Below are 20,587 nucleotides of genomic sequence, written 5' to 3'. Positions count from 1 at the left end.
ATTTAGTTTCATTGACTTAAAAGGCGTTAACATGTCAGATAAATTAGTACTCGTACTCAACTGCGGTAGCTCATCATTAAAATTTGCCATCATTGATGCTCAATCAGGCGATGAACAAATTTCAGGTCTTGCGGAATGTTTTGGTTTAGAAGACTCACGCATTAAGTGGAAATTTAATGGCGGTAAAAATGAAGCCAAGCTCGGCGCCTTTACCGCACATCGTGAAGCCGTTGAATTTATCGTTAATAAAATACTCGCCACCCAGCCACAATTAGCCGCTCAAATTAAAGCCATTGGGCACAGAATTGTACACGGCGGTGAAAAGTTTACCCGCTCTGTTGTTATCACTCCAGAAGTCATTCAAGGCATTGAAGACTGTGCCTCACTCGCACCATTACATAACCCGGCTCACTTAATTGGTATCCGTGCCGCGATTGCATCGTTTCCAGATTTACCACAAGTTGCGGTATTTGATACAGCATTCCACCAATCTATGCCAGAAAAAGCCTATGTTTATGCCCTGCCATACAAATTGTATCGTGAGCATGGTATTCGCCGTTACGGTATGCACGGCACTAGCCACCTCTTTGTGAGCAGAGAAGCTGCAAAAGTGTTAGGTAAAGACATAAAAGACACTAATGTCATTTGTGCTCATTTAGGCAATGGTGCATCTGTAACGGCCATAAAAGGTGGTAAAAGCGTTGATACCTCAATGGGTTTAACCCCACTTGAAGGCCTAGTCATGGGCACGCGTTGTGGCGATTTAGACCCATCAATTATTTTTCATTTGGTTAAGCAATTGGGCTACACCCTCGATGAAGTCAATAACCTACTGAATAAACAAAGTGGCTTACTCGGTATTTCAGAGCTCACCAATGACTGTCGCGGCATTGAAGAAGGTTATCAAGACGGCCATAAAGGCGCGACATTAGCACTCGATATCTTCTGCTACCGTTTAGCGAAGTATATTGCCTCATACACAGTGCCATTAGGACGTTTAGACGCGATTATTTTTACTGGTGGTATTGGTGAGAACTCAGATCTTATTCGTGAAAAAGTACTGAACTTACTTGAAATATTTAACTTTAACGTTGACGACACACTCAACAAAGCCGCTCGTTTTGGACAACAAGGCATCATTACTAAAGCCGGTAGCACAGTTGCAATGGTGATCCCAACCAATGAAGAATGGGTGATTGCCGAAGACGCAATCAAATTAATTACTGCAAAATAAATCCAATACTGTTTTATTGGTTAACCCAAGTTTAAGAGGTCTTCATGTCTCGTAATATTATGCTTATTCCGATTGGCATTGGCGTTGGTTTAACGTCACTGAGCTTAGGAATGGTTCGAGCGCTAGAACGTAAAGGCGTTAAAGTGCAATTTTTTAAACCGATTGCGCAAATCCGCTCCGGTGACACAGGTCCTGAACGCTCAACCACTATCTTGAGCACGTCGCCCACTGTAAATCCGCTCGAGCCATATAGCATGGACCATGCTGAAGCACTAATACGCTCTGAACAACAAGATGTGTTAATGGAGCAAATTATTGCTCGTGCGGCAGAGTGTGCCAGCAATACCGAAACGCTCATTATTGAGGGGTTGGTTCCTACACGAAGCCACCCGTTTGCCGACGACATCAACTACGAAATAGCCAAAGCACTTGATGCAGATGTTATTTTTATTGCAACACCAGGCGTAGACACGCCAAATGGATTAATGAACCGCCTAGAAATCGCCTTCAATTCATGGGGCGGGCATAAAAATAAACGCCTAATTGGTGCCATTATCAACAAAATTGGTGCCCCCGTTGATGAAGAAGGCCGAACTCGTCCAGATCTGTCTGACGTGTTTGATGAGAAACAAGCAAATGCCTCAGACAGCTCAGGCATGTTTCAGTTACCGGGTAAAAGCCCACTGCGTATTTTAGGCAGTGTGCCTTACAATTTAGAGCTCATTTCACCTCGCGCATCTGATTTAGCAAAACACTTAAACGCTAAAATCATCAATGCCGGCGAAATGCACACACGCCGTATGCGCCGAGTCACCTTCTGTGCCCGCAGTATTCCTAACATGCTAATGCACTTTAAAGCCAACTCGTTACTGGTCACCTCTGGCGATCGCTCAGATGTGATTGTATCGGCCTGCCTTGCGGCAATGAATGGTGTCAAAATAGGTGCATTGTTACTTACTGGAGGCTATCAACCAGAACCCGAGGTGATGAAATTATGTGAACAAGCCTTCGAAACAGGCCTGCCTGTGTTTTTAATTGAATCTAACACTTGGCAAACATCACTTAATATTCAACGTTTTGATCATGAAGTACCGGTTGACGATGCGGTGCGAATTGAACGTGTTCAAGAATACGTAGCCAGCCATATCGATCAAACCTGGATTGAAAGCGTCACTCAGGATTCTCCCCGTGAACACCGTCTATCGCCACCGGCTTTCAGATACAAACTCACCGAACTTGCCCGTGCTGCACGTAAAACCATCGTGCTGCCCGAGGGAGAGGAGCCTAGAACTATTAAAGCGGCTTCAATTTGTGCCGAGCGTGGTATTGCGCGTTGTGTTTTAATTGGTAACCGTGAAGAAATTTTACGTGTGGCGTCACAACAAGATGTCGTGTTAGGTGATGGCATTGAAATTGTTGAGCCAGAATCCGTTCGCGAAAAATACGTTGCACCTATGCTCGAGTTACGTCGCAGCAAAGGCTTAACCGAGGTGGTTGCCCGCGAACAACTTGAAGACAACATGGTGTTAGGTACCATGATGTTAGCCGAAAATGAAGTAGACGGTATTGTGTCGGGTGCAGTCAACACCACAGCTCACACTATTCGACCACCACTACAATTAATTAAAACCGCACCTGGCTCAAGCCTAGTATCATCCATTTTCTTTATGTTAATGCCTGATCAAGTGCTCGTTTACGGTGACTGTGCAATTAACCCAGATCCAAACTCAGAACAACTGGCGGACATTGCCATCCAGTCTGCTGAATCAGCAAAGGCCTTTGGTATTGAGCCTCGTGTGGCAATGATCAGTTATTCTACTGGTAATTCAGGTACAGGTTCTGACGTTGATAAAGTTCGCGAAGCAACACGCATTGCAAAAGAAAAACGCCCAGATTTAATCATCGATGGCCCATTGCAATACGACGCAGCAGTTATGCCAAACGTGGCACAATCTAAAGCACCAAATAGCCCTGTTGCAGGTAAAGCGACTGTGTTTGTCTTCCCAGACTTAAATACAGGTAATACAACTTACAAAGCGGTACAACGAAGTGCAGACTTAATCAGTATTGGCCCTATGCTGCAAGGCATGGCGAAACCGGTTAACGACTTGTCTCGTGGTGCACTTGTCGATGATATCGTTTACACCATCGCACTCACGGCAATCCAAGCCTCACAAAACAGCAAAAAATAGTCACGACTAAAAATGATAATAAAAAAGCACTGATTAATCATCAGTGCTTTTTTTTAAGCTGAAACTCAAAATGGCACATAACTACAGAAGCGGCATTTTTTAACCGCAAAATAAAAAACATAAATTACAGTAAGTTACAAAAACAACTTACAGTCATCAACACACTTGTCCACAGAAACTGTGGATAACATTAACATTTTTGACGCCTGAATTCGTTATAAAACTACAACGACACGCATCAAAATCTATGAGTTAATTAAGCATAGTGTATTGCGATCAAATATGATCTTTACTACTGTATTTATTTATGACACGCGTTGTTTGAATCGTCAAGTAAATGCGCTTACAACCCGCATAAATAGTGGCTAACTGTACAAATTATAGTAAACGTGTGTTTAACTCCACGTATTTTCGCCTGCTTTTATAGCATCCATACCATCACTATTTAAAAACAAGCCAGCACGACGACACCGCAACGCCTTAATCAAAAACGGCCAGAAACGTTCACAGTGGTTAATACGCAATGGTATTCCCCCCCATACCGCCACACATTTGGCACCTTAATGTCGCGCTGAGTTGAGTATTATCAGCCTAAATAACCTCAGCTCTGGATAACAAACGCCTTTCAAGCAGTCCTTTGCCTTCCTCACTGCGTTGAATTAACTTGCAATAGGCTAGCTATTGACGCGTTAATTCGCCTTGTTAGCAAAACAAATCACAAGCTTGACAGTGGATTTTAGTCAATCTATTGATTTATATCGTTATCAATACATCTCTTATCCAGAGTTGAGGTTAAATACCGACATTAGGCGATAATGGAGCCAACATGCTCATCAATGGGCAATACTGTGTAAAAAACCTTACAACTATCCTGACACAGCAGGCCTACATTCCTACATTTGCTTAGCTTTTAAACATTTAATCAATAAAATAACCCCTGCCCTTGTCAGCCCAGCCATAAACCGAGATACTTAGATAAAATAAAATGATAAAACTAAGTAGTTATTCACTCATGTTAATATTCAAACCCAGTACATTATTAAGCCTATTTTTACTCGTCTTTATCAGTGCATGTGAGCAACCGACAGAAGACAGTAAGCAAGCTAAACTCAGCCCAGAGCAAGTATCTCTTGGTTTTTTTCAAGCCATTTATGTCGACAAAGATGTAGAAAAAGCCAAACAGTTTGTCGCACCTGACATCCAAGAAGTAATGGATCATTATCATATTGCTTCTGCTGTTCAGCGTCATGTGCTTGGTTTATCAATGAAACAAGTTACCATGTCGATTGATGAAATCGATATCGACTTTTTCCGTAAATTTACTGATGACGTGACTGTGGTAGTCAAAATGGAAGGACTAAAAGGCGGCAGGCAATGGGTAGACGATCGCACAATCCGTTTACACAAAAAAGGTAACTCTTGGGTGATTATCGAAATTCTTCCAGAAAAAGGCAGAATTGAGGGTTAATGTTAATATGACAAGTTAACCAATAAAATCAATTAAAAATAAGCAATAAAAATAGCAGCCTAGGCTGCTATTTTTGTGTGTTGGAGTATTTAATGCAGCAAAATCATTACTTTTACATCAATATGCTCGTTCTGTAATCTTACTCTTCGTCACAAGGTAAAGACTCTAACACGTCATCTTTTACTTGATAGTAAGCATTTTCGTATTCATGAACTTCCATTATTACTCCAATCGTCTTTAGGTCGTTTTGTAGGGGAAGGTATGCCTTATTATTTCAACAACTCAATACTTTATAACACCTCAAGCATGGGTTGCCGACTGGGATGACATTTACCTTACAGAGAAAAGTACAATCACTTCTCCTTGCTGGCGAGTATATCAATACTCAATAGACTTTAAAACTAGAGTTACAAAAAACTTTCAGTTTTGAATGTAAAAAGGCGCTTAAAAAAACAAAAAACAGTGTTTTACAGGATAAAAGGTGAAAGCCTTTCATAAAAAAAACCGATGGGTTGCATCGGCTTTTATGTAAGTTATGTGTTAAATACGACACTTGGCTAAGGCCTGTTGATCTTTGCTGATTGAATTTTGTTCGAGTTAAAAACGTGTTAATCGAGGCGAATGGATTGTAGCCTAGTCACCTAAGCAAAATCTGTTCAACAAAGAGTAAAACGTTTTTAGCCGAACCCTGTGGGCAGCGTTTGTTGGTCATTTTTACTGCGTTATCGACTTTTTATGTAGAATAACTACACCTCAAAGTCTCTGCCGCGCACTTGTATATGAGTAATGGCCAACAATTCGCTGCAAAAACAACCTTGAAAGGTCAACAGGCCCTAGGGCTGTTGATGTTTCAAGGTTGTTTCTGCAGCAAAGATCATCAGATGCTAATGTGATTAAGGATCCGCTTCTCTGAAATGGGGTACGCAGTACCCAACACCTGAGCAAAGCATGACACTCGATATTCTTCAATCATCCACCTTGCCTCAACCAATTGTTGCGGTACAGGTTGAGAGCGAGGCACTTTTGCCAGTTGTGCCGTCAGTGCATCCTGCACTTTACTGATACTGTGCATATGTAAGCGGTCACGAGTAGGATCAACGGGTAATTTCTCTAAGCGGTTTTCTATCGCTTTAAGGTAGCGTGCAACATCAGCAAGGCGTTGCCAACCACAGTCTTCAACAAACCCTTTGTAAACGAGGCTGTCTAACTGGGTTTGAATGTCACTCATTGCAAAGGCAATGTCTAAACTAATTTTACCTTTTAAGCGTTTTTTAATCCGCTGGTAAATGGTCAACACCTGCTCAACATTTAAGGCTATGTGTTCCGCGGTTGGGTTAAGCTCTTGGCGAACCCAATCTTTGGCTTGCTCAAATTGAGCCTCGTTACGGATATCTAATTGCTTTTGATCAAGTAACTGCTGTACAGCCGCATTGATAATATCTTCGATCAAAATGTGTACTTGCCCGAACGGATTAAAGTACATCGCCAATTTGGCTTTATTAGGTAACGCTTGCTGCAAGTGCTTAACGGGCGACGGAATATTGATTAGCAATAACCGGCGTAAGCCCACTCGGTGATGACGCTTAGCTTCATGCTCATCATCAAACAGTTTAATCGACACATCAGTTTTGTTGTCGATTAGGGCCGGATAAGCTTTAACTTCGTAGTTGCCTTTACGTTGCTGGTACTGCACGGGCAAGTCACCAAAGGTCCAACGGGTAATGGCCTCCTGTTCAATGCCTTTATCAGCCACCTTACGGATAGCTTTTGCCACTACGCCTTGCAACTGCCCTTTTAGTGTTTCTAAATCTCGCCCTTGCGCCACAAGGCGGCCCTTATCATCTTCAATCTTAAAATTCATTTTAAGATGTTCAGTGATTTGGGTTAAGTCAAAGTCATCCGCTGAAATCCGCACGCCACTCATGCGCAGCAATTGCTTGCACATGGACTCAATCATCGGCAGTTCAAATGGTTTCATCGCTTGATAACAGGCACGGGCATAATCGGGTGCGGGCACAAAATTACGCCGCAAGTTTTTGGGAAGCGACTTAATTAAAGCCACCAGCTTTTCTTCACGCAGTCCTGGTACTAACCAATCAAAATCACTGTCGTCAATTTGGTTTATCAGCGCCACAGGAATGTGCACCGACACGCCATCATCAACATTGCCAGGCTCAAAATGGTAACTGACTTTTAATGCCAAATTAGCTTTGTGCCACACTTCAGGAAAGTCCAACGCCGAAATATGATCGGCACTGCGTTGCATCAACAGAGCCTGACTGTAATCTAATAAGTCAGGAGTGAGTTGACGGGCTTTTTTCCACCAAGCAAAAAACAAGGGTGCATTGTAAATACCGGCAGGGATCAGCGGTTCGTAAAAATCCACCAGCACTTGTTCGTCTACCAAAATGTCGCGTCGACGCGACTTATGCTCTAACGATTCAATATCGTTAAGCAATGTTTGGTTATTAACAAAAAAGGCCTCTTTGGTTTGTAACTGCCCTTCTGCTAATGCACTACGAATAAAAATCTCACGCGCCTGGACAGCATCAATTGGCCCATATTGCACACGGCGGCGATTAACGATGGTTAAGCCGTATAACACCTGGTTTTCAAGTGCAATAACACTGCCTGCTTTGGCTTCAAAGTGCGGTTCTACATAATTCTTTTTCACCAAATGCGAGGCCAGAGACTCCAACCATTCTGGCTCTATTTTGGCGCAACAACGGGCGAACAAACGTGATGTTTCAGTCAACTCGGCGGCCATAATCCATTTAGGGCCTTTTTTGGCTAACGGCGAACCAGGAAACACAAAGAACTTACGATTACGGGCACCTAAATACTCGTTGTTTTCACCTTTAAAGCCAATATGGCTGAGCAAGCCTGACAATAAGGCTTTGTGTAATTGCTCATAACTGGCGGCATTGTCGCTCACGCGCCATTTAAGCTCGTGTACTGCTTGTTTAACTTGGGTGTATAAATCTTGCCATTCACGCACACGTAAATAGGCTAAAAACTCGTCGCGACATTGTTTTCTAAATTGGCTCGCAGACAATTCATGTTTTTGATCTTTAACGTGATCCCACAGTTTTACCCAACTAACAAAGTCTGAGTCTTTATCGGCATAGCGGCGATGACACTCGTCGGCAGCTTGCTTTTTATCAATGGGGCGCTCACGTGGATCTTGAATCGACAAGCCTGAGGTAATCACTAACGCTTCATGTAAACAGCCTAGCTTATTGGCTTCGATGACCATACGGGCTAATCGTGGGTCGAGTGGGATTTTGGCTAAATCTTTACCCAGAGGCGTTAACACTAGGTCATTGCGGTGCTTTTTAACGGCTTGCAGTTCTTCAAGCAATAAAAAACCATCACGAATGTGTTTTTGATCGGGTGGCTGAATAAACGGAAAACCAGCAATATCGCCTAAGCCAATTGCCAACATTTGCAAAATAACCGAGGCGAGATTGGTACGCAAAATTTCAGGATCGGTAAATTCAGGACGCTGAATAAAGTCCATTTCATCGTAAAGACGAATACAAATCCCCGGGCCAACACGACCACAACGCCCCTGACGCTGATTGGCGCTGGCTTGCGATATTGGCTCAATGGGTAAGCGCTGTACTTTAGTGCGGTAGCTATAACGACTAATGCGTGCAGTACCTGGGTCAATTACATAACGAATCCCTGGTACGGTTAATGAGGTTTCTGCCACGTTGGTGGCCAACACAATCCGCCTGCCAATATGGCTTTTAAACACTTTAGACTGTTCGCCATACGACAGGCGCGCATACAAAGGTAAAATTTCTGTGTCGCGGTACTGCTGTTTACGCAGTAACTCTGCGGTGTCACGAATTTCGCGCTCACCGTTCATAAAGATCAAAATATCGCCTGGACCTTCAGCGATTAACTCATCTACCGCGGCAAAAATACCGTCGCTAACATCAAGGTCGGCGTCGTTATCTCGTACAAGTGGTCGGTATCGAGTTTCAACAGGATACGTACGGCCTGAGACTTCAATCACAGGCGCATCATTAAAATGCTTAGAAAAACGCTCAACATCGATGGTTGCTGAGGTAATGATGACTTTTAAATCTGGGCGTTTTTTGAGTACTTGCTTTAAATACCCCAAGATAAAATCAATGTTAAGGCTTCGCTCATGGGCTTCATCGATAATGATGGCGTCGTATTGATTTAAAAAACGATCTGATGTTAATTCTGCCAGCAAAATACCATCGGTCATCAGCTTGATGTAGCTATTGTCACTAATGGCATCGGCAAAACGCACTTTAAAACCAACCACTTCACCCAGAGGGCTGTTAAGCTCATCAGCGACACGATTGGCAACACTTCTGGCGGCTAAACGGCGCGGTTGAGTATGTCCAATAAGGCCGCGTGTTCCTAGGCCTAACTCTAAGCAAATTTTCGGTAACTGAGTGGTTTTACCTGAGCCCGTTTCACCGGCCACAATCACAACTTGATTATTGGCAATAGCTGAAGCAATGTCTTCGCGCTTTTGCGATACCGGAAGTTCGTCTGGGTAGCTAACAGCGGGTCTTGATTGCAAACGCTGCTGCGCTTTGGCGTAGGCTTTTTTTGCCTCTTCGGTGAGTTGCGCTAACGTTTGAGATTTTTTTTCAGACTCGGCTTCTTTATTAATACGAAATAATCGACGACGGATTTTAGCGGCATCGGTTTGATAACAAAGATTGAGATACGCCTTAGATAGCGGGTGAAGGTCCGAATTCAAATCTGATTCCCTTGCTTACATCGAAAAAAGCGATCCTAGCAAGGAAAACAGCATAATGGTATTGATTTTGACGATTGTTATGCAGGAGATAAATAGCACTGTTGCATATAGGTATTCATGGCGTTAAGTACATTGGTACGATTAATGGTACCTATGACTTTACCACCACTTACCACTGGATAGATTTTGGGCTTTGCACCAAGCATTTGCTCTGCTAATTGTAAAATACTGTCATCAGGCGCAACAGATAGCACAGGACTTTTCATGCAGTCTGCTACCGTACTGGTCATGTCGCAATGGTAACTGCTTTTTAGCATTACGGCTAAGCAGTCTTGTTGTGACAAAAAGCCCACCAGCTCACCTTTCGCATCCACTACTGGTGCACCACTTTTATTGCTGGTGAGTAATTGTTCAACAGCAATGGCTAAAGACATATTAGCGCTGAGTAAAACAGGATGTCTGTCCATATGATCTTTAATTTTTATCGAATCCATAGTCCCCCCAAAAGCACAAAGAAATCGCGTAGGTATAAAGGCTATCTGCGCCGCGATTGTTATCGTTATACCTGTAACGTTTTAAGTTTAGTCAAATTTGACCAAGAGGACAGTAAATTTAATCGATTAGGCTAATCGCCTATGTTGCTAATATGGCACAGTTTATTACACCTGATTATTTATCACGCCAAATCATGACATTGGCAGCCTGCCCTGCGGTTCGACTCGCTCGGTACATACCACTGGTATTGAATGGCATGGCCACATTGCCCTGCTTGTCGATAGCAATAACTCCACCAGTGCCGCCGGCATTAGCCAGAGTGTGATTGATAACCTCGCCTGCCGCCTGATTAATGCTTTTTTGTTGATATTTCACTTTAGCGCAAATATCGCCCGCAACATGATAGCGAATAAAATACTCGCCGTGGCCGGTTGCCGACACCGCACATACGCCATTTTCAGCATAGGTGCCCGCGCCAATAACAGGTGAATCGCCAATACGGCCAAAGCGTTTGGCTGTCATACCACCCGTTGAGGTCCCAGCCGCTAAGTTCCCCTTTTTATCAAGCGCAACTGCACCAACGGTGCCAAATTTATAATGCGCTTTTAACATACTAACAGACGCTTGATAATCACCATCGTTAGCATGTTCAGCCTTAATAATACTGGCTTTGGCATCAAGTAATTGTGAATAACGATGTGCGGTATCAAAATGACTATTTGGCACTAGGTCAAATTGTTGAGTTAAGGCAAACTCCTCAGCCCCCTCGCCATACAACATGACATGGGGTGATTTGTGCATGACTGCTATCGCTAAATCTATTGGGTTTTTAATGTGTTTTATCCCAGCGACGGCACCGGCATTCATGCTTTTACCGTCCATAATTGACGCATCAAGTTCGTGGCCGCCATCAAAGGTATAGACCGCACCAACACCAGCATTAAATAATGGGCTATTTTCTAAAATGTTAATTGCTGCTTTTACCGCATCAACACTTTCTCCTCCCTGCTCTAATATCTGATAACCGCGATTAACAGCTTCATTCAACTTGTCGCGGTAGGCTTGTTGTTGCTCTACGGTCAAATCGGCCGCATTAATGGTGCCTGCGCCACCGTGAATCGCAATGGTAATCGGGCTTTGTTCTTGAGCGAGTGCGCTATTAGCGCCAAGGCCTAAACATAAGGCAAAGGTTAAATATAATTTATTCATGATCGGTAAGTCCTTGAAACACGTCCATCTTTGTAACCATTTATATGACTTATTACAATGATATTGTTGCGAGTTTTCCTCTTTATAGCGACAATAGCATTATTTATATGGTGACAAGCATCATTAGCCCTAGTTTTGGAACATTTGCCTAATTTGTCCACTAAACGATTTACACTCAGCCAATTTCTGTTTTTCTCCTTGACCTTATTGATGTCAGGCTTTGTGCTTGCTGAGAATACATGGCTTAACGTTAACATTGAGGGTGTTAGCAAAAAGCTTGAAAAAAACATCATTGCCCATTTAGGTACTTTGCCAGAATCTGACGTACAACGTAGAGCCTTTTTATTTACCGTCGATGACAACACCCAAGATGCATTAGAATCTATGGGGTATTACCATGGTATTGTCGATATTGATATTAAAGAAACCGAATCGGGTCCTTGGGAGCTTAACCTTAATATCACTACTGGCGATCCAATCATTATTCAATGGGTTGACATACACTTTACCGGCGACATGCTACAAGACGACATGTTTGCATTGTGGTTAAACAGCCTAAAAATCAAGCCTGGCGATACCCTTAATCATGGCGTTTATGATGCATTAAAATCACAATTAGTGACACTAGCCCTGGCACGCGGCTATTTTGATGGGCACTATACTAAGTCCGAAATCAGTATTAATCGCGACATAAATACCGCGCAAATCAACATACAATTTGACTCTGGTAAACGCTATCAATTTGGTGATGTTGACTTTACAGGCAGTACATTAAATGATGACGTACTTAATGCACTCATTCCATTTGAAGCCGATGCCCCCTATGCGACACAGCAATTAACCGAATTTAATCGTGACCTACTAGACACAGGGTATTTCAGTAACATCAAAGTATTACCCCAAGTGGATAAAATCAGTGATGGCCTGGTGCCTATTAAGGTTGAACTTAGCCCAAGACCGAGTCATTTAATCGAAGTGGGCCTTGGTGCAGACATAGGTAACAGCACCGAAGACACCTTTGACCCGAGAGTCAGATTGACTTGGCGTACACCGCAAATCAACCGTTTTGGGCATGTTCAGGAAACCAGTGCTGAGTGGTCTCCTGAGCGTCCAAAAATTTTAACTACCTATACTATTCCACTCAGTCACCCATTAGATGACCAACTAAAAATTAAACTCGGTCTACTTCGTGATACCTATGGCGTGACACAAGATTATGACGAAGAAAGCCGCTCATTTGATAATACAGGCCAGTTAGAATCTAAAAAATATTTAATTGGGCTTTCAAGACAAAAACGCTCTAAAAGTAACTGGTTATATGGCTACTCTGTTGAATCTATTAGAGAGTTTTATGAGCAGCTTGACACAGATTACGACCCACGTTTTTATTTGATAGGTTACAACCTGACCAAAACAGTGCGTGGAGATAACACCCTCGATCCTAAATCGGGGTTTAGACAGACTTACAGCATGGAATATGCCGATCCTGCACTAGGCTCAACCATTCGATTAGCGCGATTACAAGCACGCTTTAAATGGATTGAAACCCTATTTGATAAACATCGATTTGTCGCTCGGCTAGATTTAGGGGCTAACATTGCCAGCGATAACGACATTAGTTTTATTCCGCCCTCTTTGCGCTACTTTGCTGGCGGAGACCAAAGCATTCGGGGTTACAGTTATCAAGAACTCGGCCCGTATATTGATTACACCAATAGTGACGATGGCCTATCGCGCCAAGTTGTTGGGGGACGTTATTTAGCTGTGGGCAGTATCGAATATCAATATTATTTAACCCCAACTTGGCGAGTTGCCAGCTTTATAGATGCCGGTAATGCTTTTGATACTGGTCAACTCGAACCGGTTGTTGCTGTCGGAGGTGGGGTACATTGGATATCCCCAATTGGCCCAATTAAACTTGACTTAGGCTTTGGGTTAAATGAAACCGAAACCGTGGCGCGCTCATTCCGTTTCCATTTAACGATGGGAACCGATTTATGATAGACATGCCACCAAAAGAGCCCGCGCAATCCACTACCAAGCAAACGACTGAGGTTAACCCATTACCGGTTAGGCTGAGCTTTACCGCGTCACTGTGGAAACAGTTTAAGCTTTACACAAGGCTTTTGTTTTATGTGCCATTAATTATCTTAATGCTAGCTGCCGTCGCTATTGGTACGCCGTTTGGTAGTAAAATGACTGTGATGCTAGTCGATAAATTTGTGAGCGGTATTACCCTTGAATATCAAGCAGGCACCCTTAACAGTGAACTCAAATTGCATCAATTGTCTTGGCAAATGGACGGTATTGCCGTTAATGCACAAGAGGTAGTACTTGACTGGGTTCCAATGTGCCTTATCAATAAACAGGTGTGTGTCTCAAACCTGTCTGCCAGCACACTTAATGTAGATATTGTCACGCAGCACAGCCCTGAAAATGAACCAGAACCTGAGACTGAGGCAGACAACAATCAACCACCGCAAGAACTGACGCTACCTGTAAGTATAAGCTTGCTAAAAGCACAACTTAACCAAGTCAATGTCACAGTAAATGACATGAGTTATCACGCAGACCAACTTACAACAGAAGCCATTTGGAATGACAGCGGTTTACACGTTGAACAGCTTACAAGCCAAGGCCTTGTGGTCAATATTCCTGAACACAGCGATAACAAAAACGACACCGAGCAAGCTCAAAACGAGCAATGGCCACTCGCTCACTTACCGCAAGTGTTTATGCCTTTTCCAATAAAGGTAAAACAATTTACAGCCGCTGATAGCCAATTGAATATCACTGGCCGTGAAGATCACTTTAGTCGCATCAGTTTGGCTGCAAGCTTTCGTCAATACCAACTGGGGATTACCCAGTTAGACATTCAACATGACTATGGTGATGTCAATCTTATTGGCGATATTGCCTTTGAAGGTAACTACCCATTAACCATAAAATTAGTGGCGAACACAACAAACACTCAAACCTTGCCTGGATTATCTAAGCATTCTTTACGACTTGATTTAACGCAAGATTTACGTCAACTCAATATCAATGCTCTCGCAAAAGGTACCAATCATTTTGCGTTAACCTCAACGGTAGACCTTACCTCTGAACAACTTAACTACCAAGTCTCGCTAAAAGACGCCTATTTACAATGGCCATTACAAAAGCCTGAATACATAGCTCAAATCAATAAACTGACCAGCAAGGGCAACTTGAGCGACCAAGTAGCCAGGTTCGACGGGCAACTAACGACCCCTTTTCACCCAACACTTGATATCAAAGCCGATATTGAAGTTCAGCAACAAAAATTGACCGTCAACAAACTCGATATACAGTCTATCGCTGGCAACCTTAATTTAGATGGGTATTTGGCCTATAAAAACCAACTTGTCTGGCAAGCCAATGTCAAAACCGACAACATTCAATTACAGCATATTGACTACCTGACACAGTTTAATCCGCTTAAAAGTAAATTCAGTGGTCACTTTAGCACCCAAGGCAATGTGGGTGATAAGCAATGGGACGTGGCAATTAAGCAGGCTAACTTAACCGGTAGACTCAATGGCTACCCCTTGAATTTGCAAGGTAATATTTCGATTGATCAGGCATTTGCAATCAATGCCGATAATCTACAGGCTCATGCATTAGGTGCTAACTTATTGATAAATGGTACCGCAGATAAGCTTTGGGATATTGATGCAGAATTAAATGTACCAGATTTAAGCCAGTGGATTAACGGTGGCAGAGGTAATATTTTTGCCAAGGTCGATGTCAATGGCACCAGCGCAAATCCCATTGTAGATGTTGATGCGCAAATCAGTAAATTCAGCTACAACGGCAGTAAAATTGATAACACGACGTTAGTCGCAAATTATCGCCCTTTTGAACAACATCGTTACCGCATCGCGCTTAATAACACCTTACTTTTTTGGAACAATAATAAGCTTAGTGAGTTAATCCTGATAAGCGAAGGTGACCAACACCAACAGCAAACCTCATTAACAACAAAGGGTGATCTGGTAATTAACACTCAGCTGGCCAGTCAAAGTCAACTCGATAAACAGCAGTTTTATGGCCAATTGACTCAATTAAGTTTGTCAAATGTACTTGGAACCTGGCAACAAGACAGCCCGATCACGCTTAATTGGGATCATGTCAAAAAACGTGGCAACATCAGTCGTTTTTGTTTGGTGCATCCGCACAACAAACTCTGCCTAGTAAACGATGTTAATTTAGGTGACACAGGCCAAGCGAACATTAATTTTAGCGGTAATCCGGGGCAGTTATTGTCACCCGTGTTATCTAAAAAAATATCATGGGATGGCCAGGCGGCCTTAACGAGCCAGGTGAATTGGGCAAAAGGTAAAAGACCCACAGCAGACCTGCAGTTTATGTTAATGCCAGGCAATATCACGTTAACCCGAGCCAAAAGCAAGCCGGTGAGTATTGATTATCAGCAGCTATTAATGCGTGCAACACTGGATGAGAAACAAATCAGTAGTACCATTAGCTTTGACTCCACAGGTATTGCTAACTGGCAAAGTCAATTTAGTGTCAACATTACCCCTGACCGTACCTTACAGGGTAGCATCAATATCAATGAGTTAAACCTCGCCCCATTTGGTGAGTTTTTCCCGAGACTCGCCACCTTAGAAGGCATATTATCAAGCCGTTTAACACTTGCAGGGTCATTAATGGAACCCAGTGTATTAGGCAACATTAAGCTCAGCGACGGCGCTTTTGCGCTATCAACAAACCCAACATTAATAGACAAATTGTATTTATCATTAGCCCTTGAAGGCCAACAAGGCCAACTCAGCGGCCAATGGCATATGGGTGATGGGCAAGTAACAACCGAGGGAACCCTGATATGGCCACAAGGACAATTCAGCGGAAATGTTGACATAAAGGGCAGCAATTTAGCGGTTATTCAACCGCCGATGGCCATTTTGAATGTCTCCCCTAACCTGAACATGACATTTGACCGAAAACAGTTTGCAGTGAAAGGCCAGGTGAATGTGCCATCAGGGCAAATTAAAATAGTGCCATTAGCAGAAGGCGGTGTCGCCGTCTCAAATGACGTGGTATTTAATGATTCAATTTCAGAGCAAGTGGTAAAAACCAGCCCGTATGCCGTTATCGCCGACATTAACGTTAATGTGGGTAAAAACCTCACCATCGATGGGATGGGATTAAAAGGTAAACTTGAAGGAAACTTATTATTACAACAACAAGCCTTTAAACCCCCTATGTTGTTTGGCGATATAAAAGTCAACAAAGGGACTTATAAGTTTATGGGGCAAACACTGAACATTGACACAGGTGAAGTGCAATTTGTCGGCCCAATTGAGGTACCTAATCTCAACATTGAAGCAACAAAAGAGATTAAAAATGAAGATATCACCGCCGGAGTAAGAGTAACAGGTACCCCCATGCGGCCAGTGGTGGCACTGTTTTCAAGCCCCGCCAAAGAACAAGCTGAAGTCTTGTCTTACATATTGACAGGAAAGGGCTTTACCTCAACTTCGAACGAGCAAAGCAACTCGTTAATGATGGGGGCAGCGCTCAGCTTAGGCGCTCAATTTGATGGTGGCGCAATGAATAGCATTGGCAGTACCGCGACAGGTTTAATCGAAAAGTTTGGTTTCTCAAATGTACAACTTGATACAAACGATGACGGAAAAGTCGCTATCAGTGGCTACATTGGTGATGACCTGATGATTAAATACGGTGTGGGTGTATTTAATCCAGGATACGAAATGACGGTGAGATATTACTTATTGTCGCAATTATACTTAGAAACCGTGTCTGGAACGCTCAGCCAATCATTAGATATCTACTACAGTTTCGAAATCGACTAGGTTCTAGCATAAAATTCAGCCACAAAAAAAGCGCCCTTAGGCGCTTTTTTTTCAAATTAGCGATTAAGCGAATTTGAAGTCAACGTGTTCAATCATTGGCTTGAACGCGTGACGTTGTACAGCTTGTACACGTACTTTGATTTCTTTACCGTCTAAAACGATTGTTAAATCAGTAGTATAAAAGTTGTCATTTAACTGGATGTTAATGATGTCTTTGTGTGCAAACTTGATAGATACAGGCTCTTGACCAGCACCATAGATCACAGCAGGAACTTGACCAGCATGACGTAGGCGGCGGCTCGAACCTTTCCCGATTTCAGTGCGGGTTTGTGCGTTGATTGTGTAAGACATTAGTCACTCACTTAATAAGTAATAAAGAATAAAGGCGTCATCATTTTCGACCAACGATGACTCAAATAAAGCGCGCGGATATTACCATAACCAATGATGCCTCACAAGTGAATGTTAACCCCAACGTCTCACAGGCCCACAATCAATATGGATAAACCCATCTCGGGGATAAAACCCCACCCCACCCAATTTTAAAGATGCTGCCGCGTCGCGCAAATTTTTAGTACTGATCCCAGGGATAGCAATATCCATCGCCATGCCTTTCATGTGATAGCTTTTCTTCGCAACGCCTTTGCTTTTAGAGGCTAACATTTGATTCGTTTTAGGAGAACGATAAGCAGAAATTACATGGATTTCGTCTTGATTATCTAAGGTAAGCTGTAATTTATACAAATACTCAAATAGTCGCTTATCAATAGGCGCCGCAACATTTTGACGATGATCACGCAGCACTTGGTTAAATTCAGTCAAGGTTTCAGCTTGATATTCGCCGTCAATCCAAAAACTCCCCTGGCTTCTTTCCCCTGTATGGCGATTAAAAAAATGAAGGTCTTTAACGCCATGTGTAGAACGGCTTGCTTGTGCAGTATTAGGTAACATTGTTGCCACAGCAACACCGCTTAAGCCTAATAAAATTTGTCGGCGAGTCAGGCACTCAATTGTCATTATTACACCATATTCTGTTTAATTTACATTACTTACCGGCTTAAACACCGATTTCGTCATCACAATAGCAAAGCGCACTATTGTTGTTTTTTTACTCAATTGACATGTAAATTAAACATTAATGGCCATAAATGCAAGTATGGTTATTTATTGTGTGATGATGAGGACCTGAAATGTAAGAGTACGGCGAGGTTCAAACGCTGAGTCACCATAGCTTAACTGATTCACTTTTTTATTTGTGTTAATTTATCTTGTTTGCAACTCAATCAATTTTATTGCACAACCGCTTGTGGCTGAACTTTATGGCTAAACAAACTCACAGGCGTCGCTGGCGCCAGTTGATAAATGTCGTCTCTGTATTGGGCTACATGCTCATCGTCAACCCAAGCTCGCCAATACACCATGTGCACCGGCAATGTGCTTGATAAAGCAAACCATTGAGTTTGAGTATAATTCGACTGCAAACGGTTCCATGTACGTTTATCAATCACTAACCGGTTTGCAAACCAATCTGCTAATTGTTGTACTTTTTCAATGCGCACACAACCTGACGACAAATCTCTATCAGCCTTCGAAAAAAGCGCTTTAGATGGCGTATCGTGTAAATAAATACTTTGATCATTATTAAAATGAAATTTATAACGGCCTAGCGCATTATCACCACCAGGACGTTGCACCACACGATATGGAAAACGCCCTTGAGCCTCTTGCTGCCATTGTTGAGCACTTTTATCAACTCGATTGCCATCAAAATCAAACACATCAAAGTGCCTATCTTTAAAATAATGACCATTTAATTTAATCTGAGGCAAAATATCTTGTCGCAATAACTGCCTTGGCACGGTCCAGGTTGGATTGATAATGATATTAGAGATCTGCCCTGTCATTACCGGTGTTTGTCGAGCAGGCTGACCAACAATCACTTTAGATGAAAGTACCACTTGATTATTATCAATTAATACCATGTCAAACGCCGGAATATTAATCAGTAAATATGGCTGTGGAAGTTGACTTAAATAGGCTGTTTTTTCTACAAAACTTTTCGCGAGTAATATGGCTCGTTGTTGCGGAGTTTGGTTTAGCCAAAATAGGGTTTTAGGCCCAATAACAGCATCAGGCGTTAAGCCATGACGAGACTGAAAACGCTTTACACTCTGTACCAAAGTCGGCAAATACACCACTTCATCAGCAAGGTATTCATTGGCGTCACCAAGCAACCACAAGCGCAAACTGATTTGTTTGATACTCGGATGACCATCCCCCGGGCGTAAAAGCCCACCTGGCTCAATGGCTTGCCATTCTTGTGTTTCGGCTAACCACATTAATTTACGCAGATAATTGATCACCCCAAGGTAGTCATCGACTGCAGGCTCTAAGGCAATATTTTTATCAATCACAGATGCATGGCCATCTATTGTATCAAAAGCTAACGCCACCTGTTTTTGACGCCAAAATAAAGCAACACTTTGCTGGATATTTTCGATGTATTCTAGCTGCTCTGCATCTGAACCAGACTGTAAAATGGCGAGGTATTGCGCTCGCTGTGCTGTCGGTTCTGCCAGATACTGTAACTGTAAATGTTGAATAAGGTTATCATAATGATTGACGTTATCAGCAAAGGCACAACAAGATACACACAACAGCACTACCCCCATCATACTGTTGTAGATTGGTCGCAAAGATTGACTCAGCATGCTGAACTCCATAGCCCTTGTTACCTTAATATTGTCATGTTTCGCTGAACAGGAAAACCAACACCCTAATGATACCATTGCACGTGAGTAAATGATCTCTTCATGAGAATCTAAAAGGGCTTAATCAACAACCGCTAGACGCATTCTGAGTGACCACTTATTAATGCGCAATGGTATTGTTACAAATTAATCCAATGTTGAGTCAACATCCTCACAACAAAAGTGAATACCAAAACGTTACTTTAACGCTCAATAATCTACCATCTATATAAAAAATAGCCGCTTAACATTAATTTATCTACAGACTGCTAGGAACACAGATTTCAAATTGTTATAACGACCGCTTAAAGCACTCAAGCAGTAGACAAGGCTATGAATAAAAAGCAACTCATCCAATCCATGGCACATAAAATGGACATTTCTCAAGTTGATACCAAACAACAACTCGATCAAATACTAAAGGCGATTCATCAAGGTTTATCTGAAGGCGAAAAAATCTATATCCCGCAATTTGGCACCTTTGAACTCCGCTTTCATTTGCCTAAAACAGGCCGAAACCCACAAACAGGTGAAACAATAGAAATAGCAGGTTTCAATCAACCTAGCTTTAAAGCAGCGCCAAGTTTAAAGTTGATGCTAAACGACACTGTAGCTTAATTCACTCACACGA

At 42.5% G+C, this 20,587-nt stretch carries 12 protein-coding genes; 6 read left to right on the top strand and 6 right to left on the bottom strand.

Annotated features, from left to right (window positions below):
• The first annotated feature begins 31 nt into the window (after positions 1-31).
• From ackA to L2703_RS08795, 3 genes are all read left to right on the top strand, one after another.
• On the top strand, positions 32-1,234 hold the full coding sequence (gene ackA, locus L2703_RS08805; protein ID WP_248970732.1) for an acetate kinase: 1,203 nt from the start codon (positions 32-34) through the stop codon (positions 1,232-1,234).
• A 44-nt stretch (positions 1,235-1,278) separates the two neighbouring features.
• Entirely contained in the window at positions 1,279-3,426 is a 2,148-nt protein-coding gene (pta, locus tag L2703_RS08800) for a phosphate acetyltransferase (protein WP_248970731.1), read from the top strand.
• Positions 3,427-4,438: 1,012 nt separating this feature from the next.
• Entirely contained in the window at positions 4,439-4,894 is a 456-nt protein-coding gene (locus tag L2703_RS08795; protein WP_248970730.1) for a hypothetical protein, read from the top strand.
• Between the two features lie 877 nt (positions 4,895-5,771).
• On the opposite strand, the gene hrpA is transcribed toward L2703_RS08795, so the two are convergent.
• The 3 genes from hrpA to L2703_RS08780 all read right to left on the bottom strand — a co-directional run bounded on the left by hrpA (position 5,772) and on the right by L2703_RS08780 (position 11,348).
• On the bottom strand, positions 5,772-9,644 hold the full coding sequence (hrpA, locus tag L2703_RS08790; RefSeq protein ID WP_248970729.1) for an ATP-dependent RNA helicase HrpA: 3,873 nt from the start codon (positions 9,642-9,644) through the stop codon (positions 5,772-5,774).
• Positions 9,645-9,721: 77 nt separating this feature from the next.
• Positions 9,722-10,138, bottom strand: coding sequence for a CBS domain-containing protein (locus tag L2703_RS08785; RefSeq protein ID WP_248970728.1), 417 nt, complete (start codon positions 10,136-10,138; stop codon positions 9,722-9,724).
• A gap of 175 nt (positions 10,139-10,313) precedes the next feature.
• On the bottom strand, positions 10,314-11,348 hold the full coding sequence (locus tag L2703_RS08780) for an isoaspartyl peptidase/L-asparaginase family protein (protein ID WP_248970727.1): 1,035 nt from the start codon (positions 11,346-11,348) through the stop codon (positions 10,314-10,316).
• 210 nt (positions 11,349-11,558) lie between these two features.
• Between L2703_RS08780 and L2703_RS08775 the strand changes: the two genes are divergently transcribed.
• On the top strand, positions 11,559-13,349 hold the full coding sequence (locus L2703_RS08775) for an autotransporter assembly complex protein TamA (RefSeq protein ID WP_248970750.1): 1,791 nt from the start codon (positions 11,559-11,561) through the stop codon (positions 13,347-13,349).
• The gene (tamB, locus tag L2703_RS08770; RefSeq protein WP_248970726.1) at positions 13,346-17,206 is read left to right on the top strand and encodes an autotransporter assembly complex protein TamB; all 3,861 of its coding nucleotides are present in this window, start codon (positions 13,346-13,348) and stop codon (positions 17,204-17,206) included. The genes L2703_RS08775 and tamB overlap by 4 nt, the downstream gene beginning before the upstream one ends.
• A gap of 63 nt (positions 17,207-17,269) precedes the next feature.
• Here tamB and rplY read toward each other — a convergent pair whose 3' ends face one another.
• From rplY to L2703_RS08755, 3 genes are all read right to left on the bottom strand, one after another.
• The gene (rplY, locus tag L2703_RS08765) at positions 17,270-17,557 is read right to left on the bottom strand and encodes a 50S ribosomal protein L25 (RefSeq protein WP_248970725.1); all 288 of its coding nucleotides are present in this window, start codon (positions 17,555-17,557) and stop codon (positions 17,270-17,272) included.
• A gap of 114 nt (positions 17,558-17,671) precedes the next feature.
• On the bottom strand, positions 17,672-18,223 hold the full coding sequence (mepK, locus tag L2703_RS08760) for a peptidoglycan L,D-endopeptidase MepK (RefSeq protein WP_248970724.1): 552 nt from the start codon (positions 18,221-18,223) through the stop codon (positions 17,672-17,674).
• A gap of 272 nt (positions 18,224-18,495) precedes the next feature.
• Complete coding sequence (locus L2703_RS08755; RefSeq protein ID WP_248970723.1) at positions 18,496-19,917, bottom strand: L,D-transpeptidase family protein; 1,422 nt, start codon at positions 19,915-19,917, stop codon at positions 18,496-18,498.
• Between the two features lie 372 nt (positions 19,918-20,289).
• Here L2703_RS08755 and L2703_RS08750 point away from each other — a divergent pair, with 372 nt between their 5' ends.
• Complete coding sequence (locus L2703_RS08750; RefSeq protein WP_248970722.1) at positions 20,290-20,574, top strand: HU family DNA-binding protein; 285 nt, start codon at positions 20,290-20,292, stop codon at positions 20,572-20,574.
• The last annotated feature ends 13 nt before the right edge of the window (positions 20,575-20,587 follow it).

Origin of the sequence: Shewanella basaltis (assembly GCF_023283885.1) — a bacterium.
Taxonomy (GTDB): domain Bacteria; phylum Pseudomonadota; class Gammaproteobacteria; order Enterobacterales; family Shewanellaceae; genus Shewanella; species Shewanella basaltis.
The sequence above is the reverse complement of the archived record's forward strand: the minus strand, read 5'-3'. Positions and strand labels throughout refer to the sequence as shown.